Source organism: Peribacillus simplex (assembly GCF_001578185.1).
Taxonomy (GTDB): domain Bacteria; phylum Bacillota; class Bacilli; order Bacillales; family DSM-1321; genus Peribacillus; species Peribacillus simplex_A.
Window position 1 is genome coordinate 3,424,417 of record NZ_CP011008.1, and the last position, 26,567, is coordinate 3,450,983.

The 26,567-nt window shown below is 42.2% G+C and carries 27 protein-coding genes; 4 read left to right on the forward strand and 23 right to left on the reverse strand.

What is annotated here, in order from left to right; translation table 11 throughout:
- Positions 1–65: 65 nt before the first annotated feature.
- Positions 66–497, reverse strand: a complete 432-nt coding sequence (locus UP17_RS15890; protein ID WP_061463959.1) for a VOC family protein — start codon at positions 495–497, stop codon at positions 66–68.
- Positions 498–783: 286 nt separating this feature from the next.
- On the opposite strand from UP17_RS15890, the gene UP17_RS15895 reads away from it, so the two are divergent.
- Positions 784–1,338, forward strand: coding sequence for a MerR family transcriptional regulator (locus tag UP17_RS15895; RefSeq protein ID WP_061463960.1), 555 nt, complete (start codon positions 784–786; stop codon positions 1,336–1,338).
- 174 nt (positions 1,339–1,512) lie between these two features.
- On the opposite strand, the gene UP17_RS15900 is transcribed toward UP17_RS15895, so the two are convergent.
- The 5 genes from UP17_RS15900 to rnz form a co-directional block, all read right to left on the reverse strand.
- On the reverse strand, positions 1,513–2,307 hold the full coding sequence (locus UP17_RS15900) for an ABC transporter ATP-binding protein (RefSeq protein ID WP_061463961.1): 795 nt from the start codon (positions 2,305–2,307) through the stop codon (positions 1,513–1,515).
- Positions 2,282–3,313: an ABC transporter permease gene (locus UP17_RS15905; protein ID WP_061463962.1), complete on the reverse strand. Its 1,032-nt coding sequence runs from the start codon at positions 3,311–3,313 to the stop codon at positions 2,282–2,284. Before UP17_RS15905 ends, UP17_RS15900 begins: the two co-directional genes overlap by 26 nt.
- A 32-nt stretch (positions 3,314–3,345) precedes the next feature.
- Positions 3,346–4,341, reverse strand: coding sequence for an ABC transporter substrate-binding protein (locus UP17_RS15910; protein WP_061463963.1), 996 nt, complete (start codon positions 4,339–4,341; stop codon positions 3,346–3,348).
- 206 nt (positions 4,342–4,547) lie between these two features.
- Complete coding sequence (locus tag UP17_RS15915; RefSeq protein ID WP_061463964.1) at positions 4,548–5,366, reverse strand: squalene/phytoene synthase family protein; 819 nt, start codon at positions 5,364–5,366, stop codon at positions 4,548–4,550.
- A gap of 78 nt (positions 5,367–5,444) precedes the next feature.
- Positions 5,445–6,371 (reverse strand): ribonuclease Z, encoded by a 927-nt coding sequence (rnz, locus tag UP17_RS15920; protein ID WP_061463965.1) that lies wholly within the window; start codon positions 6,369–6,371, stop codon positions 5,445–5,447.
- A 229-nt stretch (positions 6,372–6,600) separates the two neighbouring features.
- Between rnz and zwf the strand changes: the two genes are divergently transcribed.
- Positions 6,601–8,100 (forward strand): glucose-6-phosphate dehydrogenase, encoded by a 1,500-nt coding sequence (gene zwf / locus UP17_RS15925; protein WP_061463966.1) that lies wholly within the window; start codon positions 6,601–6,603, stop codon positions 8,098–8,100.
- 49 nt (positions 8,101–8,149) lie between these two features.
- On the opposite strand, the gene UP17_RS27715 is transcribed toward zwf, so the two are convergent.
- Positions 8,150–8,311 (reverse strand): hypothetical protein, encoded by a 162-nt coding sequence (locus UP17_RS27715; protein WP_155727338.1) that lies wholly within the window; start codon positions 8,309–8,311, stop codon positions 8,150–8,152.
- Positions 8,312–8,614: 303 nt separating this feature from the next.
- On the opposite strand from UP17_RS27715, the gene UP17_RS15930 reads away from it, so the two are divergent.
- The gene (locus UP17_RS15930; protein ID WP_061463967.1) at positions 8,615–8,788 is read left to right on the forward strand and encodes a hypothetical protein; all 174 of its coding nucleotides are present in this window, start codon (positions 8,615–8,617) and stop codon (positions 8,786–8,788) included.
- Between the two features lie 55 nt (positions 8,789–8,843).
- On the opposite strand, the gene gndA is transcribed toward UP17_RS15930, so the two are convergent.
- The 6 genes from gndA to mce form a co-directional block, all read right to left on the reverse strand.
- Positions 8,844–10,256 carry an NADP-dependent phosphogluconate dehydrogenase gene (gndA, locus tag UP17_RS15935; RefSeq protein WP_061466138.1) on the reverse strand — a complete coding sequence of 471 codons (1,413 nt, stop codon included), beginning with the start codon at positions 10,254–10,256 and terminating at the stop codon, positions 8,844–8,846.
- A 41-nt stretch (positions 10,257–10,297) separates the two neighbouring features.
- Positions 10,298–11,572: a DNA polymerase IV gene (locus UP17_RS15940; protein WP_061463968.1), complete on the reverse strand. Its 1,275-nt coding sequence runs from the start codon at positions 11,570–11,572 to the stop codon at positions 10,298–10,300.
- Positions 11,573–11,830: 258 nt separating this feature from the next.
- Entirely contained in the window at positions 11,831–11,986 is a 156-nt protein-coding gene (locus UP17_RS27725; protein WP_155727340.1) for a hypothetical protein, read from the reverse strand.
- 169 nt (positions 11,987–12,155) lie between these two features.
- Positions 12,156–13,277, reverse strand: coding sequence for a tripeptidase T (locus UP17_RS15945; protein ID WP_061463969.1), 1,122 nt, complete (start codon positions 13,275–13,277; stop codon positions 12,156–12,158).
- A gap of 225 nt (positions 13,278–13,502) precedes the next feature.
- Positions 13,503–15,053 carry an acyl-CoA carboxylase subunit beta gene (locus tag UP17_RS15950; protein ID WP_061463970.1) on the reverse strand — a complete coding sequence of 517 codons (1,551 nt, stop codon included), beginning with the start codon at positions 15,051–15,053 and terminating at the stop codon, positions 13,503–13,505.
- Entirely contained in the window at positions 15,050–15,472 is a 423-nt protein-coding gene (gene mce, locus UP17_RS15955; RefSeq protein ID WP_061463971.1) for a methylmalonyl-CoA epimerase, read from the reverse strand. The genes UP17_RS15950 and mce overlap by 4 nt, the downstream gene beginning before the upstream one ends.
- Positions 15,473–15,642: 170 nt before the next feature.
- On the opposite strand from mce, the gene prli42 reads away from it, so the two are divergent.
- Positions 15,643–15,738, forward strand: a complete 96-nt coding sequence (gene prli42 / locus UP17_RS27730) for a stressosome-associated protein Prli42 (RefSeq protein ID WP_155727341.1) — start codon at positions 15,643–15,645, stop codon at positions 15,736–15,738.
- Positions 15,739–15,781: 43 nt separating this feature from the next.
- Here the strand turns inward: prli42 and UP17_RS15960 are convergent, their stop codons facing one another.
- The 10 genes from UP17_RS15960 to UP17_RS29310 all read right to left on the reverse strand — a co-directional run bounded on the left by UP17_RS15960 (position 15,782) and on the right by UP17_RS29310 (position 26,079).
- A complete protein-coding gene (locus UP17_RS15960) occupies positions 15,782–16,297 on the reverse strand; it encodes a L,D-transpeptidase (RefSeq protein ID WP_061463972.1) in 516 nt (171 codons plus the stop codon).
- Between the two features lie 31 nt (positions 16,298–16,328).
- A complete protein-coding gene (locus UP17_RS15965; protein ID WP_061463973.1) occupies positions 16,329–17,318 on the reverse strand; it encodes an aromatic acid exporter family protein in 990 nt (329 codons plus the stop codon).
- Positions 17,319–17,511: 193 nt separating this feature from the next.
- On the reverse strand, positions 17,512–18,234 hold the full coding sequence (locus tag UP17_RS15970) for an amino acid ABC transporter ATP-binding protein (RefSeq protein ID WP_061463974.1): 723 nt from the start codon (positions 18,232–18,234) through the stop codon (positions 17,512–17,514).
- On the reverse strand, positions 18,227–18,886 hold the full coding sequence (locus UP17_RS15975) for an amino acid ABC transporter permease (RefSeq protein WP_061466139.1): 660 nt from the start codon (positions 18,884–18,886) through the stop codon (positions 18,227–18,229). Before UP17_RS15975 ends, UP17_RS15970 begins: the two co-directional genes overlap by 8 nt.
- 128 nt (positions 18,887–19,014) lie before the next feature.
- The gene (locus tag UP17_RS15980) at positions 19,015–19,818 is read right to left on the reverse strand and encodes a transporter substrate-binding domain-containing protein (protein ID WP_176431790.1); all 804 of its coding nucleotides are present in this window, start codon (positions 19,816–19,818) and stop codon (positions 19,015–19,017) included.
- Positions 19,819–20,143: 325 nt separating this feature from the next.
- Positions 20,144–20,581 (reverse strand): BrxA/BrxB family bacilliredoxin, encoded by a 438-nt coding sequence (locus UP17_RS15985; RefSeq protein ID WP_061463976.1) that lies wholly within the window; start codon positions 20,579–20,581, stop codon positions 20,144–20,146.
- Between the two features lie 208 nt (positions 20,582–20,789).
- Positions 20,790–21,917 (reverse strand): methylmalonyl Co-A mutase-associated GTPase MeaB, encoded by a 1,128-nt coding sequence (meaB, locus tag UP17_RS15990; RefSeq protein WP_061463977.1) that lies wholly within the window; start codon positions 21,915–21,917, stop codon positions 20,790–20,792.
- Positions 21,917–24,109 carry a methylmalonyl-CoA mutase gene (gene scpA, locus UP17_RS15995; RefSeq protein ID WP_061463978.1) on the reverse strand — a complete coding sequence of 731 codons (2,193 nt, stop codon included), beginning with the start codon at positions 24,107–24,109 and terminating at the stop codon, positions 21,917–21,919. The genes meaB and scpA overlap by 1 nt, the downstream gene beginning before the upstream one ends.
- 1 nt (position 24,110) lies before the next feature.
- Positions 24,111–25,988 carry a methylmalonyl-CoA mutase family protein gene (locus UP17_RS16000; RefSeq protein WP_061463979.1) on the reverse strand — a complete coding sequence of 626 codons (1,878 nt, stop codon included), beginning with the start codon at positions 25,986–25,988 and terminating at the stop codon, positions 24,111–24,113.
- Positions 25,951–26,079 (reverse strand): hypothetical protein, encoded by a 129-nt coding sequence (locus UP17_RS29310; RefSeq protein ID WP_284149535.1) that lies wholly within the window; start codon positions 26,077–26,079, stop codon positions 25,951–25,953. The genes UP17_RS16000 and UP17_RS29310 overlap by 38 nt, the downstream gene beginning before the upstream one ends.
- Positions 26,080–26,567 lie beyond the last annotated feature (488 nt).

Consider the following 26,567-nt stretch of genomic DNA (forward strand, 5'->3'; position numbering starts at 1 on the left):
TCCAACTCCTGAAGGCATAGGGAAGGTCCATGTCTTTTGATTTTCCAGCCCTTCCGCAGTGCGCGTTACTTTATAATGAGCATATCCGTTTCATCAAAACTCCAATCCTTCGAATACGCAACCTCCCAATAGAAACCATCGGGGTCTGAAAAATATCCGCTGTATCCTCCCCAAATAACATCTTGAGGTGATTTCTCGATCGTTCCCCCGGCCTTTTCAGCCTTGTTGATCACTTCATCCACTTCTTCTATTGATTTAGCATTATAAGCGAGCGTAAGCCCCGGGAAACCATGTTTCTTAGGCGGTGCTTTCTCATTAATGTCCTTTGCTAGCTCCTCTAAAGGATACAAAGCAAGTTTCGTTCCTGCATTATTAAAAAAAACGATTGCTGGTTCTTCCTCTTTTATCGATGTGCGGAATCCCAACCCATCCCGATAAAACCTTAAGGATTCATTGATATCCTTAACACCTAAAGTTATAAGGTTAATTCTGTTCATACTATTCCTCCTTTTTTCTTCTTCAAAGGGTAATTCGACGTATGAATCATTTTCCCTTTATAGTTTGATTGACCATCAAGCCACCCCATCACAAATTCTTCTTCTTAAATCTCCTAACAAGGCTCACCATTTGCCAAAACCGGCTCCAAGAGTATTCCTTCTCGGATCGGTCCTCATGCAAATTACGTAGGAAATCCACTTTCTTTGCCGAATGAATACTTGTTTTGTCATCTGTAAAGGAATTGCCTCATACTTATCGAATTCAACAACAAAAGGGGGAATCTCGATGAATACAAGTGCAGTTGCCCGGTTACTGAATGTTTCCCATAGTACGATTCAACGCTGGGTCACCCAATTGAACATGGAGGTAGAACGGAATCAGCTTGGCCACTATCAGTTTTCAGATGAAGACATTGCATTATTGAGAAAAATCCAAGATCAGCTGAACGAGGGCATCATTCTCCAAAAGGTCAGTATATCAGAGAAAAAGATTAGAAAAGCAACCGGCCAGAAACACTCCGAAACGAATAAAGAACATGATCAACTGATAGAACGAGTCGTCAGGCTTGAAAATGGACTGAAAACAAAAGCGGACGATGTTGTATCCTATCAACTTTTACAGCACAGAAGTGAAATAGAAGAAATGCACAAGCTCGTTAAAAAGCTCGAAGCTCGTATCGAAGCGTTAGAAACACCAATTGTCCAGCCATTTGATTATTTCCTCGCTGCTGAAGAAGCTGCTGCCACTAAAAAGACGAAGAAAAGGCCATTCATAAAAATGATTTTTGGAAATAACAGAAGGAATGATAGTTCATCATGGAGCACAGCCGACAGCGATTAACATCGATTATATTCAAGATCGTTAATGAGCACCCCACCATAACCATTTTTCCTAGGCTCAAGTACTTCTTCGACATTCGTGCAGTAAATAGAGACCTGATCTGATTAATTAACCCAAAAATAAAAAGGCCAGGACCCAAGATTTATCTCACCTGGGTCGGGCCTTTTCATCATCTTAAATCAACACTGCACGGTCATTGAGCATTTTTTCGCCTTTGATGCGCTGGAATTCGTTAAGCAGTTTTTCAACGGTTAGCTTCTGCTTTTCAGCGCCTCTAGCTTCAAAAATGATCTGTCCCTTATCCATCATGATCAAGGAATTTCCAAGATCGATGGCCTGCTGCATATTATGGGTCACCATCAACGTCGTTAACTGGTTCTTTTCAACGATTTCCTTCGTCAGATTTGTCACAAGCTCTGCCCTGGAAGGATCGAGTGCTGCTGTATGTTCATCAAGAAGCAGGATTTTAGGATCGGTGAAGGTCGCCATCAGCAATGAAAGTGCCTGGCGCTCCCCACCTGATAATAACCCCACTTTTGCAGTCATCCGATTTTCCAAGCCTAAATGAAGGGTACCCAAACATTCTTTAAAAAGCTCTTTCCGTTTTTTTGTCACCCCGAAGCCCAAACCTCTTCTGTTGGTTCTGCCATATGCAATCGCCATATTTTCTTCAATCGTCATATGTGGTGCCGTCCCCAGCATCGGATCCTGAAAAACGCGGCCAATCATTTTAGCACGGGCATGTTCCTCAATGGCCGATACGTTTTCCCCATCAATGATGACTTCACCGGCATCAGGGAGAATCTTGCCGGATATCATGTTCATCAGCGTCGATTTACCTGCTCCATTACTCCCGATGACTGTTACAAATTCGCCTTTAGTCATCTGCAGTTCAAGATTCCCAAGGGCTAGCTTTTCATCTGGTGTCCCTTCATTGAAGACCTTATAAATCTGATTTAACTGAAGCATATCCTTCTCCCCCTTTCGATGAAGTCCCACCATGGCGCATCTGTATTTCTTTGAGCCGCCTTTTCTTTCGGCTTTTTTCCTTTTGTTTATCGGTAATTTTCGGAATGACAAGTGCCCCGACCACAATAAGTGCCGTAATTAATTTAACATCACCTGTATCAAGGAAATCTACGCGGAGTGCCAAAGTTACGACGATTCGGTAAATGATCGCTCCTCCAATGACCGCAAGTGTCGCACGTGCAATCGTTTTTGAGCCAAATAACGCTTCGCCAATTATAACGGATGCCAATCCGATGACGATGATTCCAATCCCCATGCCAATATCGCTAAACCCGTTATATTGGGCAACCAAGGATCCCGAGAAAGCCACAAGTGCATTTCCGATTGCAAGTCCCAGGATTTTCATGTTTCCTGTATGGGCGGAAAAACTCTTGACCATTGCTTCATTATCACCCGTCGCACGTAAAGCAAGACCGATTTCCGTTTTTAAAAAAGCTGACATTCCAGCTTGAATGATTAAAGCCACAATCAACATAACAATTAGTATGGCCCACGTTTTGGGCAGGCTATCACCGAGGCCCACGATCGTTAAAAGACCATTCAACACATTGTCCACCCCTGTGCCAGCCCAGGCATCCTGAATATTCGTGATGATGGTTGTTTGGGAAAGCAACGGAATGTTGGATGCACCCATGATCCTTAGGTTGATGGAGTAAAGCCCGATCATCATTAAGATACCTGCAAGGAGTGGATTGATTTTCCCTTTCGTATGAAGGAAACCCGTCATTGTGCCAGCAATGAACCCGGCAACCATTGCACTCAACGTGGCTATGATCGGCGAGAAACCGTTAACGATCATAATGGCGGCAACAGAGGCCCCTGTCACAAAACTGCCTTCCACTGTCATATCCGGGAAGTCGAGAATCCTGAATGTTAAATAGACACCGAGTGCCATGATCGCATAAATCATTCCCGACTCAAAAGAGTTGAATAAGGCTGAGAACATATTTTTCTTCCTTCCCCGAACAAAAGCAGAGTTTATTTTACAAACTCAGCATCTGCTTTCCATTCTTCTTTTATTTCAACACCCATATCTTTTGCTGCCTTTTCATTGATGACCAATTTTAGTTTTTGTGGATATTGAACCGGGATATCTCCGGGTTTTTTGCCATCCTTCAGGATTTCAACCGCTTTTTGCCCCGCTTCATAACCAATATCATAGTAACTGAAGCCATAGGCTGCAAAACCACCCGCATTCACGGAATCGAGCTCGCCAACAAACAAAGGGATATCTTTATCATCTGCCACAGAAATGACCGATTCCAGTGCCGAAACAACTGTATTATCAGTAAAGATATAGAAAGCATCCGCTTTTCCGATTAATGATTCCGCTGCCTGTTTAACATCTGCAGAAGTTGAGACAGATGCCTCCACAACTTTCAATCCCGCTTTTTTCGCTTCCGCTTTCACATTTTTTATTTGGACGACGGAATTTTGCTCCCCTGTATTATAAACGGTTCCAATTGTCTTGGCGCCAAGTTCATCCGCTAGGAATTTCATTGACTTGGCAATTGCTTCAGGATGGGAATCCGTCGTACCCGTCACATTTCCGCCTGGCTTATCCAAAGATGTAACAAGCTCCGCCGCAACAGGATCGGTAACCGATGTAAAAACGATTGGAATATCCTTGGTCGCATTTAAAGCGCTTAGGGCACTAGGAGTGGAATTCGCAAAAATCAAATCCACTTTATCCCCAACAAAATTATTGGCGATCGTTTGACTGTTATTTTGGTCACCCTGTGCAATTTGAAGATCATATTTGGCATTGATGTCGCTATCCTTCAATGCCGCCTGGAATCCTTTATATGCCTGATCCAAGGAATCATGCTGTACGAATTGTGATACCCCAATGTTGAAGGTATCCTTTCCGCCTTCATCCTTTGCCGCATCTTTTTCCTTGTCATTTCCACACCCAGCCAATAATAACCCTGCGACCAATGTCATAGCTGCAGTTGAATATAATTTCTTTTTCATATTTTCCCCCGCCTTTTTTCTTATTTAAGACTATGTCTTTCTAACGAAGCCAGCATTTTCGCTTTTATGTCCTAAATTATAATCGTTTAGTCCCAATTATCCAATATATATTTTAACTTTTTAGAATTTTTCGAGTTTTTAATGTTAAACATCAAAAAAAGCTGCTGTGAAAGGTATGATAACTTTCACAGCAGCTTAATGGAATATCAGTGTTCGACTACTTGATTAACAATTTCGGTAACTGTAGCACGATCAATTTTTTCTTTGCCTTCTTTTAAGGCCTTCAATGTGGCTTTTGCCAATTCCAAAGGTATTTTACAGAATTGGATGATCTCTTTCGTTTCAATTTCCCCAATGTACGAATCGGCTAATGTAAGATTATGTTCCGTATGGGCAAGCATCTCATCGAAACCCCAGCCATCCGGATAAAAGTTCACACCACGTTCTGCATCCTCCTCACGGTTACGCAGGATATTGACCGTTTGGAGTCCACGGCCAAATGCGATGGCAAGTTCACGGTCCGTTTCCGTTCCATCGTACCAGTTCCACATATCGGACAGCATGACGCCAACTAAACCCGCAACATAATATGTGTAATCATCGAGCTCTTCTTCATTATGAATTTGCCAGTCCTTAGTAACCCATTTTGCCATGCCTTCGGCCATTTCCTTTGTCGATTCCAAGACTTTGGCTTTTGCACCGGGAGGACAAAATTGAATCCAGTCCGAAAGAAGCAGGGTCACTTCGGGCAGAAAATCCTTATATGGTTCAAATAACGATTGAAGTTCTTCTTCCCTATGATCCGCCCCAAGCAGCTCGCTTAGAGCATGTAACAGGGTGACCTTAGTATCTGCAGGCAGATCTGGGTGGTCTTCGATCTCATCGATGGCGCGCATGCAAAGGTATGCAGCTCCAATTGCCTCCTGTAATCCCTTTGGAAGATAGCTGATTGGAATGAAAAAAGTCCGGCTTGTTTTTAAGAGAAAATCCATTGCTTTAGTATGTAGGTTACTTTGGTCAGTCATATTTACACTCCTTTGAATATCCAATGAACAATTGATTAATTATATCAAACATTCTCTTTGATTTCAGCTACCCTATTCCTATGAATATAAAGGAACTTTAATGGCCATTAGATCTTCAGCCATGATCGTGTTTGCGAAGATAGCTTCGCTTTCCTTCCTTAACCTCTCCGAATCCTCTGGAGTATACCGTGAGCTGATATGGGTAAGGATTAGATGCTTAGCTCCCGCTTTCAAAGCCGTTTCTGCAGCCTGAACGGTGGTCGAATGATAATAGGCGGATGCCATTTCAGATTCTTCTGCTGAAAATGTAGCTTCATGAACAAGGTAGTCCGCCGAATCAGCAAGAATGAGAGCATTGCTGCACACTCGCGTATCACCCAGAATCGTGATGATCCGGCCTTTTTGCGGAGCACTTAGATAATCCTTCCCATTTATGATACGGCCGTCATCAAGACTGACCGTTTGTCCATTTTTCAATGCTTTAAAAAGCGGACCCGGCTTCACACCTTCTTGCAGCAGCCGGTCGACGAGCAAGCTTCCCTGGCGATCCTTTTCTACAATCCGGTAACCGATACTGTAAATGCCATGATCCAGCGACATGGCCGTCACTGTGAATTGTTCGTCCTCAAATGCTACGCCTTCCTCTATTTCAATAATTTCCAATGGATATTTTAAATGAGTGCCACTCACCTGTAAGCTCGTCTTAATAAATGCATCAATGCCATGTGGACCATATACGGTCAATTTATCCACTCCGCCCTGAAAAGATCTGCTGCTTAAAAACCCAGGGAGTCCGAAGATGTGATCACCATGCAAATGGGTGATGAAAATTTTTTCAATCTTTCGCGGTTTGACTGCCGTTTGTAAAATTTGATGCTGTGTTGCTTCACCACAATCGAATAACCAAACCGTCCCGCGCTCTTCCAATAATTGAAGGGCGATTGATGTCACATTACGCGCTTTAGCCGGAACGCCAGCGCCTGTACCTAAAAAAACAAAATCCACGATACTACCTCCGTTGCAAATACTTTATGACTTAACTATAGCATAACCAAAGGTGCTCTTTCATTTATGACCCATTAAAACCGAAACAACATTAAACTTTTAATGAAATATGAGAAAAAATGCGCAAATTGATTGCTTTGAGGGAAAGCTAAACGTAAAATTAGAAATTGGTACACAATCGGGAATTCCAACTTTATAGACAGATTTAACGGAAAGTTGAGGTTTTAACATGACAGAAAACAATAAACCCACAGCATTGATTATGATTTTTGGTGCTACCGGAGATTTAGCGAAAAGGAAATTGTTTCCTTCCATATATCGACTATTTCAAAAAGAGAAAATCAATAAATTCGCCGTCGTTGGAGTAGCAAGGAGATCATTGACGAACGAAGAGTTTCAAACAAGTGTCAAGGACTCCATACTTAAGTTTGGACATGCGGAAGAAAAGGTAGACGAATTCATTTCCCATTTCCATTATCACTCCCATGACGTAACTAGCTCGGAATCATACCTGCAGTTAAAAGACATTGCCGAAAATTTAGACAGACAGTACCATTTAGAAGGAAATCGGATCTTCTATTTAGCGATGGCACCTGAGTTTTTCGGAACGATTGCCGAACAGATTAAAGCTCAAGGCCTGACTGATTCGATTGGATATAAGCGACTGGTCATAGAAAAGCCATTTGGGCACAGTTTCGAAACTGCTCAAAAATTGAATGAGCAGATTCGAACTGCATTCGCTGAAGATGAGATCTACCGTATCGATCATTATTTAGGAAAAGAAATGGTTCAAAATATTGAGGTCATACGTTTTTCAAATGCCCTATTCGAGCCGCTTTGGAATAACAGATATATATCTAACATCCAGGTTACTTCAAGTGAAACACTTGGCGTTGAAGAACGTGGGCGTTATTATGAAACTAGCGGTGCCCTAAGGGATATGGTCCAAAACCATCTGCTGCAAATGGTTGCCTTGCTTGCCATGGAACCCCCGATCGCTTTGACAACCGAAGAGATCCGAAGCGAAAAAGTGCGGGCATTGCGTTCACTTCGACCTATGAAGGTGGACGAAGTCAATCAATACTTCGTCCGTGGCCAATATGGTGAAGGAACGATAGGCGATCAAGCACTTCCGGCATACCGCAATGAACATAACGTAAATCCCGAATCCAACACAGAGACCTATGTTGCGGGTAAATTGATGATAGATAACTTCCGTTGGGCCGGTGTACCTTTTTATATCCGTACCGGTAAGAGAATGGATGTCAAATCAACGAATATCGTTGTACAATTCAAAGATATCCCAATGAATCTATATTATAAAACAGAAGAAACGTTGAACCCGAATCTTCTCGTTATCCATATCCAGCCAGACGAAGGTATCACACTGTACTTAAATGTTAAGAAATCCGGGACGACATCCAATACAAAGCAAATGAAGCTGACCGTATCCAACAAAGGGATCGAACACATAAATTCTCCTGAGGCATATGAAAAGCTATTGTTTGACAGTATGCGCGGAGATGCTACAAACTTCACTCACTGGGACGAGGTTGCCCTCTCATGGAAGTTCGTCGATACCATTTCCAATGCATGGGAAAATACTAAAGAAGAATCTTTCCCTAATTATGAAGCAGGATCCACAGGTCCACTTGCATCCGATGAACTCCTGGCAGAAGATGGACATATTTGGTGGCAAATCAAGAAAAGCGAAAATAATGATGATTGATAGGATATCAAGAAGGGATGCAGATTTGAATTCTGCATCCCTTCTTCATTCATGAAACATTCTTCCTGACCAATTTCTCCCGGATAATATGAAACATTTCCTTGGGCTTTGACATTTCTTCATCTCTTTCTAAATTAAGCCAAAATGAAACACCCAGTTCTAAGACAATGAATAATAAAAAAATGGCTACAGCCAACCAGATGATGAACATTAGTCATCCGCTCCTTCTCTCTTATCTGCCTACTGTATCCTATGGTCCGTCCATGGCTTTCAATGTTTATATTTCCTTTTCCGCAGGTGTTTAAACCTAAAAAGATGGATGGATGAATGACATACATCATACTACATTTCCCATAAAAAAGGAAATAAACCAACACTATTTACACCTAGTTCATTTTTACCCTTTCCAACCTTTTGGACTCTTTATAGAAAAAGAATGGTAAGGTCTTGCTGAGGTTACACTAGAAAAGGTGTCAGTAATGGCACCACTAACTTCGATGTGGGGGGATTAACGATGGACATTCGTGAAGGACTAATTCCAACAGCGTTGGGCACAGCCGTGACAGCTGCTGGTTATGCAATGAAGCAGAACCGGCACTCAAACAAAATGGTGGCTAATACGGTATTTGGTTTCGGTTTGGCACATATTGTATTAGGGGTCATTGACCTTGTGGAGCATCGGAGATAGTTTTTTAAAAAAAGCCGGCTTAAAAGGGAATTCCCTTTTAGCCGGCTTGAACTTATTATTTTTCCATCCATTCGGTATGGAACGTTCCTTCTTTATCAATGCGTTGATACGTATGAGCTCCAAAATAGTCACGTTGGGCTTGAATTAGGTTAGCTGGCAGCGTTTCTGTACGATAGCTGTCGAAATAGGCAAGTGCCGATGACAAGCAAGGAACCGGAATTCCGTTCATCACTGCCGTTGACACTACCTCACGTAGAGCTCCTTGATAGCTTTCGACGATCCCTTGGAAATAAGGATCAAGAAGCAGGTTATTCAAGTTCGCTTCACGATCGTACGCTTCCTTGATTTTTTGAAGGAATTGTGCACGAATGATGCAGCCGCCACGGAAAATCATCGCGATTTCGCCATATTGCAAGTTCCAGTCATTTTCTTCTGATGCTGCTTTCATTTGTGCAAATCCTTGTGCATATGAACAGATTTTGCTCATATAAAGTGCTTTTCGGATACTTTCAATCAATGCCTTTTTGTCGCCTGTAAATGATTCGGCTTTTGGACCACGAAGGATTTTACTCGCTTCAACACGCTCGTCCTTGATTGCTGAAATAAACCGGGCGAATACGGATTCCGTAATGATTGGAAGCGGAACACCAAGATCAAGTGCACTTTGACTTGTCCATTTCCCTGTTCCTTTTTGGCCCGCTTTATCTAAAATGATATCGACCATCGGCTTGCCAGTTTCTTCATCATATTTTTTGAAAATATCAGCAGTAATTTCAATTAGATAACTATCAAGTTCCCCTTCATTCCATTCAGTAAAGACTTCATGGAATTCTTCAGCGGACAGTCCAAGAAGATTTTTCAAAAGGAAATAAGATTCGGAAATCAACTGCATGTCCCCGTATTCAATACCATTATGTACCATTTTCACATAATGACCTGCTCCATCCGGTCCGATATACGTACAGCAAGCATCACCATCGACCTTAGCTGAAATATCCTTTAATATCGGTGCAACCAGTTCATATGCTTCTTTTTGACCCCCAGGCATGATGGATGGACCTGTTAGAGCCCCTTCTTCCCCTCCTGAGACGCCTGTACCGATGAAATGGATGCCAAGCTTGCTTAATTCGTCATTACGGCGCTGAGTGTCCTTGAAGAAGGTATTTCCTCCATCAATAACGATATCCCCTTTTTCAAGTAACGGTTTTAATTGCTCGATTGTCGCATCTGTTGCAGCACCAGCTTTAACCATCAATAAAATTTTGCGTGGTGTTTCCAAAGAATGGACGAATTCCTCAAGCGTGTAAGCGGCCGTTACGTTTTTACCTTCCGCTTCCTTCATCATTTCGTCCGTTTTTGATCCTGAGCGATTATAGACGGAAATTGAATATCCTCTGCTTTCAATATTAAATGCAAGGTTCTTGCCCATTACCGCCAGTCCGATAACGCCAATCTGTTGTTTTGTCATGATCATCTTTCCCTTCTCTATATCTTTACACAGCTTATACGCTATTCTTTTTCAAAAGAGGGATCATTCCTCCTGGATTGCTCAAAGAAATCTTTGCTGAAGCTAGTGTCTGTTCCAATCGAACGGTTCTTCAAGGGTAATCCCTTTTTAATAATATTTTCTCCGTACTTATTTTGCAAGTGTTCCATCGCTTCATACAGAGGTTCTTTTGCTGCATCCTCTTGAAAGGAGAAAATATCCAGCTGTTTGAAGGCTGACTCTTTCTCTATGACATCATAGGCAGTGACACCAAGGAGTCTGATCCCTTCCCCATTCCAATTTTTCATAAAGAGATCTGTAGCTCCATCCAGGATATCCTTTTTTTCAAAAACAGGATTAGGAACCGTCCTGCTTCTCGTTATAGTGCGGCGGTCTTTGTAACGGATCGTCACACCTATTTTTTGACCAAGCAGGCGTTTATTTTTCAAACGGATGGCTACCCTCTCAGAAAGCTTTTCCAATACACCGATCAGTTCTTTTTGATTTGTGGAGTCATGTGGCAGAGTTGTTGAGTTCCCAATGCTTTTATGATCAAAAATCGCTTCGGGATCCACAATCCTGGGGTCAATTCCATTAGCCCTATCTTTCAAACGGATGCCATTGATCCCAAGAAGCTGTTTCAGTTGACTATCATTGGCAATTGCAAGGTCTCTGATCGTCATTATGCCGATGGTTTTAAGCTTTTCCGAGGTCTTATCCCCGATTCCATGCATTTCGTTCACTTGTAAAGGCCAGAGCTTTTCCGAAATATCCCTTTTCCTTAATATGGTGATTCCCATTGGCTTCTTCATATCAGAGGCAGTTTTGGCCAAAAATTTATTAGGGGCAATCCCGATGCTGCAAGGGAGATCCATCGTATTCAAAATTCTTTCCTGAATGCTATTGGCTATATCTAAAGGTGAACCCAATTCGGCGCATTCACTAATATCCAGATACCCCTCATCTATCGAAACCGGTTCAACCATCTCTGTATATTGCCTCAATACATCGAAAATAGCCAGTGATGCCTTTCGATAACGCTCGAAATTCGGTTTCTGAATGACTAATTGAGGACATAGTTTTTTCGCCTGCCAAATCGGCATGGTCGTTTTAACCCCGAACTTCCTCGCCTCATAGCTGCAGGTGACGATTATGCCTCTTCTCTCTTCAACATTGCCTGCAATCGCAAGCGGTTTGCCTTTCAATGAAACATCATATGACATTTCAACTGAAGCATAGAAACTATTCATGTCTACATGGAGAATGACCCTGCCATTTTTGGGATACATGTCCTTCATGTTTGACCGTCACATCCTTGTAAAAATAAAAAACACCGGATAATAGGGCCAATAAAAAACCATTTCTTTTAAGATACCCCTATTTATCTTTGGTAACCACAGTGAAAGATGATGCAAATCCAAGAAAAACAGCCATCATGTCATTGATGACTGTACATAAATTCCAGCAATACTTGAACAAAGATGATACGAGTTTTTGAGGATCAATGATTGTAATCAAACGGCTACCCCATTGGCAACACCCTGCATATATTCAGTTTATTGAATGCCTGGCTGGACTATGTTTCCGGCGGGGAGGACATCCGTCCATTTTACAATCCACCTCTGTTCATCATTGCCGAGAGCTGATTTACCTGGATATAATACCTCATTCATATCTATCAGTGGTAACAATTCATTCCTGACCTTGCCCATTCCAGCAACAAATCCTTGCTAGGGGGAATCAATTATATGGCATCAGATTTCTCGATGGAAATCACGGATTAAAATCGGTAAAGCACATTCCTCATTTCCAACAAGAAATACGGCCACCTTCTTTAGATTTACTCAGGAAACTCTCTTCCGGATCTATTTTTCGATTTAATTATTCCCCGGATACTTCTTTGATGATACTGACAACCATTTCAGCAAGCTTCGTTAATTCCTCAACGGGTATTCTTTCATTCGTAGTATGGATATCTTCATACCCCACTGCGAGATTGACAGTAGGAATCCCAAAACCTGCAATGACATTGGCATCGCTTCCGCCGCCGCTTTTAACCAACTCGCATGGACGACCGATTTTCTCTGCTGCCTTTCTTGCGACTTCGACTACATGATCGCCAGCCCCATATTTAAAACCAGGATACATGACGTTAACTTCAACTTCAGCCCGTCCGCCCATTTCAATGGCGGCAGTCTCGAATGCCTCTTTCATTCTCGCCACTTGTTTTTCCATTTTTTCAGGAATCAAGGATCTTGCTTCCGCAAGGATTTCAACATGGTCACAAACAATATTGGTTTGCTGTCCACCTTGGAAACGTCCGATGTTGGCTGTCGTTTCCTCGTCGATCCGGCCTAACGGCATTCTTGAGATCGCTTTGGAAGCGATCGTAATTGCCGAAACTCCTTTTTCAGGGGCGACACCAGCGTGAGCAGTCTTGCCTAAAATTATCGCAGACACTTTCGCCTGAGTAGGTGCAGCAACGACGATATTGCCAACTTTTCCATCACTATCAAGAGCAAAACCGAATTTTGCCGTTACAAGTGAGCGATCCAATGCCTTTGCCCCTATCAAGCCAGATTCTTCACCGACTGTTATGATAAATTCGATTGTCCCATGCTCGATATTCTGTTCTTTCAACACTTTAAGCGTTTCTAACATGACCGCTAATCCAGCTTTGTCATCCGCTCCTAAAATGGTCGTTCCGTCTGACACTATGTATCCATCTTTGATGGAAGGCTTGATTCCGTTCCCAGGTACAACCGTATCCATATGGGAGGTGAAATAAATGGTATCTACGCCTTCTTTCATTCCTTTTAAAGTACATACTAAATTGCCTGCACCATGACCAGTAACTGCTGTTGTATCATCTTCAAAAACCTCTAAACCCAGTGCCTCGAATTTTTCTTTCAGCACTTTGGCGATGGCTGCTTCATTTTTCGTTTCGGAATCAATCTGGACCAATTCCATAAATTCACTAACTAAACGTTCTTCATTAATCATAAAATAAAACCTCCAAAAAAGTTTTCCTCTTTAATTATACTTCTAAAAGCGGCGCCCCGGCAAATAATGTGAAATTGAGGAACCGTGCTTAAATGGAATGCTGGTCATCCCCCGTCCAAAGTTCCCCTTAAAAATGGTGAATGATAACATATAAATGGTTTACGAATTCTTCCCAGTATGGAAAAGAGCCCAAAATAGATATATTTCGGGCTCCTTGCAGTTGGATCATAACGGGATATTGCCGTGTTTTTTCCATGGACGTTTTTCTTTTTTGTTGCGAAGCATTTCAAGTGATTGAATGATCTTAATCCTTGTTTCCCGGGGATCAATTACATCATCTACCATTCCAAGACTTGCGGCAACATATGGATTAGCGAATTTATCACGGTATTCTTCTATTTTAGCTGCACGAGTCGCTTCAGGGTCTTCACTATTTTGAATTTCACGGGCAAAAATGATATTTGCCGCTCCAGCAGAACCCATTACCGCGATTTCCGCATTTGGCCATGCAAATGTTAGATCAGCACCGATGGATTTACTATTAAGGGCCACATAAGCTCCTCCGTATGCTTTACGCAGGATGATCGTCAATTTTGGTACTGTTGCTTCTGAATATGCGTATAGCAGCTTTGCACCGTGACGGATTATCCCGCCATGCTCTTGTTTAACGCCCGGGAAGAAGCCTGAAACATCTTCAAACGTAATTAACGGAATGTTAAACGAGTCACAAAAACGAATAAAACGGGCAGCCTTATCAGATGAATCAATATCCAGTCCCCCTGCCAATACTTTTGGCTGGTTACAGACAAGTCCCACTGATTTCCCTTTGATTCGGGCTAAGCCGACCACTATGTTTTTCGCAAAGCCCTCTTGCACCTCCATGAAGGAACCCTCATCGACAATTTGCTCCAATACTTTCCGAACATCATATGGACGGATCCCTTCATAAGGGACTACATCCGTTAAGTCCGGACGGTAGTCATCTCCATCGTCCGTTTCCAAAACCGGCGGCTTCTCTTCATTGTTTTGTGGAAGATAGCTCAGGAGACGTCTAACGTCGGCCAATACTTGTTCTTCTGTTGCTCCCTTGAAATGCGCATTACCGCTTATGGTATTATGTACAGTCGCTCCACCCAACCCTTCAGATGAAATCTTTTCACCCGTAACCGTTTCAATGACTTTAGGTCCTGTTATGAACATTTGGCTCGTTTTTTCAACCATGAAGACAAAGTCGGTTATGGCTGGAGAATAAACGGCTCCGCCTGCACAAGGTCCCATAATAACGGAAATTTGTGGAATGACGCCTGAATAAATGGAGTTCCGATAAAATATTTGTCCATATCCGTCAAGGGAAACAACACCTTCTTGAATACGCGCTCCACCAGAATCGTTCAAACCTATGAAGGGGGCCCCATTTTCCGCTGCCAAATCCATAACATTGGCAATTTTCAGAGCATGCATTTCCCCTAGTGCACCGCCAAATACAGTAAAGTCCTGGGAAAACAGATAAATGTCGCGGCCGTTTACCTTTCCATAACCGGTGACAACCCCTTCTCCCGGTCCTTCTTCCTTTTCCATGCCAAAATTAGTATTACGGTGTTTGATGAAAGGATTAAGTTCAATGAAAGTTCCCGGATCAACTAAAAGCTCGATTCTTTCCCTTGCAGTAAGTTTGCCCTTTTCATGCTGCTTATCGATCCTTTCTTCACCGCCGCCCATTTCCACTTTGCGGCGTCTGTCATATAAGTCATTGATCGTTTCATATATGTCTGTCATTCCTGCTCCTCCTTTGATCCGGCTCGTTCACAAAGCTCAAACAATACACCTGCAGTAGACTTGGGATGAACGAAAGCAACATCTGCTTTGTGTGCTCCCTTTCTTGATGAATCATCAATCATGCGCAATCCTGATTCTTTAATTTCTTTAATTCGATCTTCGATACGATCGACACCAAGGGCCACATGATGAATCCCTTCACCGCGTTTATCAATGAATTTGGCGATTGGACTTGACGGTGACAACGCTTCCAATAACTCCAAACGGGTATTGCCTGCCAAGATAAAGGCCACTTTTACGCCTTGGCTCTCCACTGTCTCTATTCCTTCAAGTTCCAAGTTCAGCGTTTCCGTGTAAAGTGGTAAGGTTTCATCAAGTGACTTGACGGCAATACCAATATGATCGATATTTTTAATCATCATTCATCCCCCCATGTTATGTATTATGGATGACTCTATTAAAATACTATTAATCTTCCATTGAAGCCTTTCAAGATTCGGAATAATATGAACATTGTACTTTTACTTGTTTCTACTAAACGTTCAAGTTAAAATAAAACCAATTAAACTGTTTGAGGGAGAGAGAGCATATGGGAAATAAAAAAATAAGAAAGATCGTCGTGTATTTAATGCTTATCTCGATGTTGTTGACGACCTTATTATCAGGTATCGCATTTCTTTTATAAAAAATATCGGAATGAGAGGGAAGCAAAGACTTCCCTCTCTTTTTTATTTTATCGCTCCGTTTTTCTTTGCCAAAGTTTTGAAATCATCATTCGACTTGGTGATTAACACCTTTGTGCCGATAGGGACTTTTTCATACAAACGCTCTACATCGGCTTTATGCATCCGTACACAGCCATTTGAAATGAATTTACCGACTGACGACGGTTGATTCGTACCATGTATCCCGTAAATCCTGCCATCGGTATTTCGTGCATCAAATCCAATCCACCTCGATCCCAAAGGGTTCCTGGGATCGCCGCCCGGAATATTCTTTTTTCGATAATAGGGATTGACCGCTTTTATTTTAACCGTGAAAATCCCTTCAGGTGTCAATTCCTGACTCTTCCCAGTGCCGACCGGCAGAATCTCCTTGACCTCGTTATCATCAATGAACGCCAATTTATTGTTGGCTTTATTGATGATGATAAAAGGATCTCCCGGCTTAACCGATTGAGGTTGAGCTTGTACCTGTAGCGGCCACAAAGATAGCATAAGCAACAAAGAAAGGATCCATTTCATTTATATCAATTCCTTTACTCTTTTGCTTAGTTTAAGCCATGTGCCTCTTTTTCATTCGGTTATTGGCCAGCTTGGGTAACCCCTTGAAGGAATGCTTCAACAATAAATAGCGTTCCATTTCCTTCATGAGCTGCAGTAATGCGGCCCTTGATTCAAACTCTTCCCGTGTCTGTGGAAGTGCCATTCCCCTAAAATGCAACTCCATTTCTTCAAGCTTCTTCAGATAAAGAATGGCCGTATTTTGTGGATGGACGTTTTCTGCCAGGTCCTCAATAAAATCAGCCACTATCCCGCTTTGCTTGACGACCAATGGAATATTCGTGACTAGAGGAAGAATGCGTTCAATTATTTCAAATTGCTTTTCACGCATTTTGAAATAATGGTAATAAAGGTCTTCTTCCCTTAAGAAATGATTTTCCACGTCCCTGAAGGCAAGGCTTTTGGCTTGGTTAAGAAGATTGGCTGTTTCAGTAATTTCCTTACCATCCCATGTGTGGTCATTATCCCTTAAATAACGGACAATCCCCATCAAGATCGCACTAAAGTTAGTTTCGATACTTTCCTGATAGGCAAGCAGTTTTTCATCGACACTGGGCATGTACAGATTCATGACAAGTGCAACTCCAACTCCAACGGCAATTAATATCGTTTCATTGATCAGCAGGGAAAAAGTGATGTTGCCAGCTCCATAAAGATGCATGATGATGACGCTGCTCGTTACAATTCCCTCATTAATCTTCAAGGCAACTGTCGTAGGAATGAAAATCAAAAGGATCAACCCTATTGTCAGCGGATGGAACCCGATGAAATGAAAAAATAGGGATGCATAGACCATTGCGATCAAACAAGCTAAAAACCGGTGCCAGGAGGCATAAACCGACTTCTTTTTTGTAACTTGAATGCATAAGATCGTAATGATTCCCGCAGCCGAAAAATATTCCAGGTTAAGCATTTGTGCAATAATAATTGCCAGGGTAACCCCCAAAGCAGTTTTAATCGTCCTGTATCCGATTTTAAACATTGTTATGTATCACCTGGCTCTTTCGCTATCTATTATAATACTATCAGGATTTCAGATGTTTTTACAGTCCTTTGTGAATGAAATTTCCAATTTTTCAAAATCCATTCACTCAAAAATACATTATAGGAATAAAATAAAAAAAGGTAACCTAGTCGTTACCTTTTTTTTATAATTATATACTATTTGCCTTGGCTTATAAAACTTTTTCCAAGAAGTCTTTTGCACGCTGGCTTTTCGGATTGGAAAAGAATTCTTCCGGAGCACTTTCTTCGACGAGAAGACCCCCGTCCAAGAAAAGTACACGATCGGCCACTTCTTTGGCAAATCCCATTTCATGCGTTACGATAAGCATGGTCATCCCAGTATGTGCCAGTGACTTCATTACCTCGAGCACTTCTTTTACCATCTCAGGATCAAGAGCTGAGGTCGGCTCATCGAAAAGCATCACTTCCGGATTCATTGCCAATGCCCGCGCAATGGCGACCCGTTGTTTTTGTCCGCCTGATAGACGATTCGGATATGACGATTCTTTATCGGCCAAACCGACTTTAGTCAAGAGCTCCCGAGCTTGTTTTACTGCTTCAGCTTTTGATAATTTTTTCACCTTCATCGGTGCATATGTCAGATTCTCCAGGACGGTTTTATGAGGAAATAAATGGAAATGTTGAAAAACCATTCCTACATTTTCACGCACTTTCATGATATTGGTCTTTTTTTCAGTGATGTTTTGATCTTTAAACCAAATTTGACCATCAGTTGGAGTCTCAAGCATATTGATGCAACGCAAGAAAGTTGATTTTCCCGAACCGGATGGGCCGATGATCGCTAACACTTCACCCTGCCCTATCTCGGTGCTGATGCCTTTTAATACCTCGAGCTTACCATAATTTTTTTTGAGCTCATCAATTTTAATCACTGCGTCTCATTCTCCTTTCAATCACTTTGCCTAAGATGGTAAGAACCATAACCATCACATAATAAATGAGACCGGCAAATAAAATCGGCTCGAAGAATTTATATGTCTCACCGCCGACAATATAAGAACGGCGCATGATATCCCCCAACCCAATAATTGTGACAACGGCTGATTCCTTCGTTAAGGAAATCACTTCGTTCACAAGGGACGGCAGGATATTCTTGATGGCCTGCGGAAGTATTATATTAAGCATCATCCCTGAATAGGGTACCCCAAGTGCAAGTGCAGCTTCACGTTGCCCTTTATCTACCGCTAGAATGCCTCCCCTGATAATCTCAGAGATGTATGCGGCAGAGTTTAGCCCGAATGCTAAAAATGCTGCTTGGAATGCTTCGATTTGAATCCCTAATATTTGTGGTGAACCAAAATAAATCAGCATTAATTGCAGCACTAAAGGGGTACCGCGGAAAATGGATGTATAAAAGTCAGCAATCCAATTTAAGGGCTTGATTCTACTGATTTTAAGTATAGATAATAATATTCCCAAAACAAAACCGATTACAGCCGCAACCGCTACAACCTTTAATGTAGTCGGTATTCCCTCCAGGATATATGGAAGGGAGGGTATAATCCTATCAAATTCCAGATTCACTCCATTCATCCTCTCTTATGAAGGCCGTTATCATGGGCCTTCCTCCTGCTTCATTTAATGTCAATAAAGCGCGGAAAAACGTTCAGAAGGCATATTGCATCTCTTCTGAACGCTTTTCCTCTCTTGTATTATTCAGTTTCGCTGCCACCGAACCATTTTATTATTAATTTTTCCATTTCACCATTCTGTAACATTTTTTTCAATTCGGCATTGAATTCGCCAGTTAACTTGCTTCCTTTTTGGAAAGCGATTGCCGAACCGGCATCTTCTTCACCAGATTTGATCACATAGCCCACCAAATCTTTATTATCTTTCAAATAGCCTTTTGCCACAGTATCTTCCATGATTGCGGCGTCAAAACGTCCTGTGGACATTTCTTGAACAACCTCTGGAATACGATTCCGTTTTTCAATTTTCATCCCGGTCTTTTTGGATTTATTCAAGTCGTTTGCCAATGTCTCCTGAATGGATGCAAGCTGTACCCCTACCGTTTTCCCTTTTAAATCTTCAACAGTTTTGATCTTACTGTCCTTTGTCGTGATGATCATGTTTTTAGCTGTATAGTATATATCACTGAAATCAACGGATTGTTCACGTTTTTCTGTTGGAGTCATTCCAGAGATAACGAAATCGACCGATTTATTTTCCAGAGCCGGAACAAGACTATTAAAGTCAATGTCCTTCACTTGAACCTCATAACCTAATTTTTTACCGATTGCTTTAGCGATATCAATGTCAAATCCTTTTATTTGATCACTTTTAGATGTTTCAACATATTCAAATGGCGGATAATCCGCAGATGTTCCCATTACCAGAACCTTTTTGTCTTCTTTGCCAGCTGTGTTTTTATCTTTTTTCTCAGATGTTCCGCATGCTGCTAAAATACCTACTAATAACACAGAAGTAAGCAACAATGCTAACTGCTTTTTCAACTTCATTATTATTCCTCCAAAATGATATTTTCAATTCTCTTGTTATTAAATTTGGTTTTAGGTTATTAATTAATTAATTTGCATAACTAATATTCATACACTAATGTGTATTTTAACACACTCTAATAATTATTCAATAACGTAAAAAATAGATTTACTTTTCGAAATATTCACTCAATTAACCTTCCCCATTTCGCACTTTTTCTCCAGAGGGGATATATCTGGCTTCCTTATCTATCTTCTTTCCTAAATGTTCCTTATTTATGCAAGTTCATGAATAAAAAAAACCCGTCGATTGGCGGGTTTTTTTTCTTATGGCTATAGCTTACACTTCTTCGCAATATTGATCGAAGTAGTCTTGTAATTTTTCAACTACGGACATCGGGTGGTGCCCTTCAATTTCATGGCGTTCTATCATAGTGATGATTTTTCCATCTTTCAGCAATGCAAATGATGGGGATGACGGTGGATACCCTTCGAAGTAATCACGGGCTTTTTCCGTCGCCTCCTTATCTTGCCCAGCAAAAACAGTTACAAGCTGATCAGGGCGTTTATCATTATGAATCGCATGAGCTGCTGCAGGTCTAGCTATTCCCCCAGCGCAGCCACAAACGGAGTTGACCATAACAAGTGTCGTTCCTTTTTGTGCAAATACCTCTGCTACTTCCTCGGGAGTAGTCAATTCTGTATATCCAGCAGTCTTAATCTCATCGCGAGCCTGTTTGACTACGTCGTTCATTAAAAAATTAAAATCCATATTCATGGTATGTGCCCCTTCCAAGTTTTCTCTTCAATCCTATCATAACAATTGCCACTTCGTGATTCAATAAATTTACCTGCTAAAGGTGGATAAAGGGATCCGAAACATGTTTAAAACGAAAAGGAAGCGGGAACCATGTGTGTAACAACAAGAAAACTTCTTACAAAGGGATGGGGCATGAGAAACAATTCAAGCCCCACCCCTTTCCTGTTTAATTTGACTTAAATGTATCAGTAAAAAATTGAAAGACTTGCTTAACAGCAGTGGTGACCGTTTTATTCCCTGACATCACTTCATTCTCCAGAATAGGGAGAAGACCTTTGACGGTTTCATTTTTATAGAACATCGTTTTAAGCTGGTGATCCATTAATGAATAAAGCCATTCCTTAGATTGCATTCTTCTCCGTTCTTGAAAAACACCAGATTCCTTGGTCATAGCGGAAAATTCATTCAATACATCCCAAAGCTCTGGAATTCCTTTACCGGTTATGGCAGAACAAGTATATGCCTTTCCTGCCCATCCCTTTGTTGCCGGCTGAAGGAAGTGCAAGATTCTACTATATTCGGACTTTGTCCTAATCGCCAACGGAATGTTCTCTCCGTCCGCTTTATTGACCACAATTCCGTCCACAAGTTCCATGATCCCTTTTTTCATCCCCTGTAATTCATCCCCGGCACCGGTTAGGACAAGGAGCATGAAGAAGTCAACCATACTTCGTACTATAGCTTCACTCTGGCCGACACCAACAGTTTCTATCAGGATGACATCAAATCCTGCCGCTTCACAAAGCAACATCGTTTCCCTTGTTTTGCGGTGAACTCCTCCTAAGGTGCCTTCGGATGGTGAGGGCCTTATGAAGGCACGGGGGTTTCTTGCCAGCTCCTCCATCCTCGTCTTATCACCTAGGATACTTCCCCCGTTGATAGAAGAGCTTGGGTCGACGGCTAGAACAGCAACCTTATGGCCCCTGGCACATAAGTAGGATCCAAACGTCTCGATAAACGAGCTTTTCCCTGCACCTGGCACTCCGGAAATCCCGATTCGAATCGAGTTCCCTGTATGAGAAAGGATGGAATGTAATAATTCCTGTGCAGGATCGAAGTGGTGGGGTGCATTGCTTTCAATCAGTGTAATCCCTTTAGCAAGATTGGCCCTATCCCCTTTTATGATTCCCTCTTTAAGTTCATGGATCGGTATGCTTACATTTTGTTTTTTGACGAATTTGCTTTTTGAAGCTTTGTTATGACTGGCTGTTAATTCTACACCTGGCTTTAATGAAGAAGCAAAACCTTCCTGATTGTTAAGATCGACCCATTCCGGCTTCTTGTCTTCACTCATTATTGGACCACTTCCTCATATCCAAGGCGATTGTATATTTCCTGAAGCACTTTTTTTGCTGCCTGTGGAATGACTGTACCAGGTCCAAAAATGGCTGAAGCGCCATTTTCCATCAAGTAATCATAATCCTGTGCAGGGATGACGCCGCCGACGATCACTATGATGTCTTCACGGCCCAATTTCTTCAGTTCCGACATAAGCTGCGGCAACAATGTTTTATGACCGGCAGCAAGCGAACTCATTCCGACAACATGCACATCATTTTCCACGGCCTGTAAGGCGGTTTCTTCCGGTGTTTGGAATAATGGACCGATATCGACATCATAGCCTAAATCCGCAAACCCCGTTCCTACTACTTTAGCTCCACGATCATGACCGTCCTGACCCATTTTAGCCATTAACAAACGCGGTCTTCTTCCTTCATTTTCAAGGAACTCTTCCGTCATGCGGACGACTTCCTCAATTTCCGCTTCTTTTGAGTATGCCGAGCTATATACGCCGCTGATAGAACGGATCGTTGCTTTATGACGTCCAGCCACCTCTTCGACCGCATCGGAGATTTCACCTAGTGAAGCCCGTACTCTTGTAGCTTGCACTGCCAGTTCAAGCAGGTTACCTTCGCCTGTTCTAGCAGCCCTGGATAGCGCCTGAAGAGCTTCATCCACCTTTGCCTGATCACGCTTCGCTTTTAATTCGCCCAAACGCTTAAGCTGACTTTCGCGAACTGCGGTATTATCAATCTCCAGTATTTCAATCGGATCTTCTTTTTTCAAACGATATTTATTGACGCCGACAATCGTTTCATCCTGAGAATCGATTTTAGCTTGACGCTTTGCAGCCGCTTCCTCGATCCTCATTTTTGGAAGGCCGGTTTCGATTGCCTTTGCCATTCCTCCAAGACCTTCGATTTCTTCTATGTGAGCCCAAGCCCTTTCGATTAATTCATTAGTGAGCGATTCTACATAATAAGAACCCGCCCATGGATCGATTACCTTTGTGATACCGGTTTCCTCCTGCAGATAAAGCTGTGTGTTACGTGCAATGCGGGCCGAGAAATCAGTTGGCAGTGCAATGGCCTCATCCAGTGCGTTCGTATGCAGGGACTGTGTATGTCCCAGTGCGGCCGCATGAGCTTCAATCAGGGTCCTTGCGACATTATTAAACGGATCCTGCTCGGAGAGGCTCCAGCCGGAGGTTTGGGAATGAGTCCTCAATGCCATCGCTTTATTATTTTTCGGTTCGAACTGTTTCATCAGTTTTGACCAAATGAAACGAGCCGCCCTCATTTTCGCCACCTCCATGAAATAGTTCAATCCTACAGCCCAGAAGAATGACAGGCGTGGTGCAAACTTATCGATATCAATACCTGCCTTCATGCCGGTACGCGCATACTCAAGACCATCAGCCAATGTATAGGCTAGTTCGATATCCGCCGGCGCCCCCGCTTCTTGGAGATGATAACCCGAGATGGAAATGGAATTGAATTTCGGCATATATTTGGAAGTATACTCAAAAATATCAGCTATGATTTTCATGGACATTTCAGGTGGGTAGATATACGTATTCCGGACCATATATTCCTTTAAGATGTCATTTTGAATCGTGCCCGAAAGCTTATCCTGTGTAACGCCTTGTTCTTCAGCTGTCACGATATAAAAAGCCAGGATAGGTAATACTGCACCGTTCATAGTCATTGATACGGACATCTGATCTAGCGGAATCCCGTTGAAAAGGATTTTCATGTCAAGGATGGAATCAATGGCAACTCCCGCTTTCCCCACATCACCGACAACGCGTGGATGATCGGAGTCATAACCACGGTGTGTGGCTAAATCAAAGGCAACTGAGAGCCCTTTTTGCCCCATCGCCAGATTACGTCTGTAGAACGCATTGGATTCCTCAGCAGTCGAAAAACCTGCATACTGGCGTACCGTCCAAGGACGATTGACATACATCGAAGGATAAGGCCCCCTTGTAAACGGAGCGATGCCTGGGACACTTTCCATATGCTCCAATTCGCGATTATCTTCTTTAACATAAAGCGGTTTGACTTTTATTTGTTCATTGGTTTCAAACAGAAGGCTATCGATATTTTGCCCAACGGCTTTTTCGGCTTCTTTTTTCCATGCTTCTACCGTCCCTTTAATCTTAGCCTTGGCAGGATTTATAGCAGAAAAATTCGGTTTTTTCATTTCAGTTCACCCCTAGCTCATGCAATAATTCCAATAAAATCGCTATTACGTTCGTTTTAACATGGATAGAATCTTTCATGCCGGCTTCACTTAGTGTGATTTCCAATTCTTCTTGCTGCTTGCCAGCCAAATAAATATTGATTTCAGGGAATTGCTTTTTAATTTCTTTAATTGTGATTGGGGCTAATTCAGCGTAGTCATCATCACTGCCGCAAATACAATAGATAGGGAAATTGGTCGAAGCTACGTAATCGACTGCTTCCTGAATGGTTTGACACCCTTTACTACCTACTGTTTCAATACCTCCTGCTGCAGCCAGACTTTTAACGAAATCTGCACGGGGTTTATAGGATTTAAGGTTTTTCAAATTAATCAAACCGATTGTTGGAGCTGTTCCATTTATTTCTTTATAACTTTCACTGCGCAGTCTTATTTGTTCGAACTGAATGGATACCCGTTCCAAGGCGATTGGCGTAATGCCAACCGGCTTCTCAACTTTCATGTATGACACATGTTTATCCAGTGTCGGGGTTTTAATCTTATCAGCTGGATTCGGATAAACATTCGTTCCGATGATACTATCTTTTCTGAAAGCCGCATTTTGAACTCTTCCTAGGTATACTTCAGCTATGTCTTTCTGTAGGGTGCCTTGCTTAATAAGCTCTAAAATCCCCCCGGCTTCATCGATTTCTAGGAATTTCGCCCAAGCCTTTTCAGCCAATTCATCCGTTAATTGTTCAACATACCAAGAACCGCCAGCAGGATCGACCACGGTGGTGATATTTGTTTCCTCTTTTAAAATCAAATGAGTGTTACGGGCGATTCTTTCTGAAAAATCATCAGATTCACCAGTTGGATGAGTAAATGGATGAATTTGAAGATATTGAATGCCGCCGATAGCTGCAGCAAAAGCTTGGTTTGTGGTCCGAAGAATATTGACGTGCTGGTCATATAGCGTTTCTGTCAATTCGGAAGTAACAGCATGTATGGCCATTTTAAAATGATCCGGAGCTGTATCGAAGGCTTCAGCAAGACCTGCCCAAAGCCTCCTGGCAGCCCGCAGTTTGGCGATGGACATGAAGTAATTGGAATCTACTGCAAACGAAAATACTATTCTTTCGGAAACTGAAGAAATGGAAAGCCCTTGTTTTTGCCCTTCCAATAGATATTGGACGGCTGCCGATAATCCGTACGCGATTTCTTGAACGGCATTGGCCCCTCCATTATGATAGACTGCCGTATTAATCAGGACTGTCTTTAAATCCCGGCCTACCTTCTGATAATCTTGGATCGTCTTAAGCCAGTCTGCAAAATAATGATCCGTATCCTCTGGCAGCTGACCGCCAATGAGCCATTCTGCAATGGGATCTTCTGCAACTACGCCTGTCAATTGGGCATTTTGCGATTCAGCAACGGCTTTGAATTGCGGGAATAATCCTTTTTGTTTTCCCTTAAGGTCAATGAAAACCGGGATTTCCCTTAATGGGATATCTTTAAACAATTTTTCAGCCCTTGCTCCCTTAGCAAGCAAACTTGCAGGGTATGCCACGACATTTTGACCGCGCTTGAATGACACCTTCATCTTTTCATTTGCCTCTTCAGCCGTGACACCGCTTACAGGTTGAACGACCAGCCAAGGTTTTTCATAATAACCCGTTGGAAACGTTCCTCGGGTATAAGGGAAGAACCCTGGTAATTCAGCTACATTTGCCGTTGAATCCGCCGTTTCTGTATAAAGTGGATATAAAGTGATGCCCTCATATGTATTCGTTTTTAATTTTTCTATACTTTTTCCTTTTAAACTGACTTCCGCAGCTTCTTTCCACTCTTCCAAAGAAGGCTTAGGAAAGGTTATGTTTTTTACATCTTTCAGTTCCATCTGTAATCGCTTTCTTATCGTCTGCCGCCTCAATCGCCATATCCATTCTTCGGGAGAACGAACGCTCAGTCAGTTTAGATAAGAAAACCACCCTCCCATCAATTTGATCTGGATTATACTAACATTCTATCATAATTTTCTTGAAATTTAAGCCAATAGAAATTAGTAAAGGAGTTCTAAGAGAAGCTGATAGCCTTTTTCGTCTCTTTGAAATAAAGTACAGCCCTGTTCTGTGCTAGAACAGCTCTCAATAAAATAATAGCAAAAATAAAATTTTTGTCGATGTTTTTCTAAAAAGAAGTACAAAAAAAAGGAAGGAACCTACTGTCCTTCCTTTCAGACTGTAGACAAACTCGAGGAAAATCGAGTTTGTCTATTTTTTATGAGTTGTACAATTTGGCCGTTGATTTCCACTCCAGGCACTCGCTTTCCGCGGGCGGTCGGGGAGCCTCCTCGGCTTTCGCCTGCGGGGTCTCCCCTAGACGCGCTTTTCCCGCAGGAGTCTCGTACCTTCCGTTCCAATCAACTTTGTCTTATCTTTTAGATAAACACTTTTGCCCTGAGTCGCTTTTGTTTTAA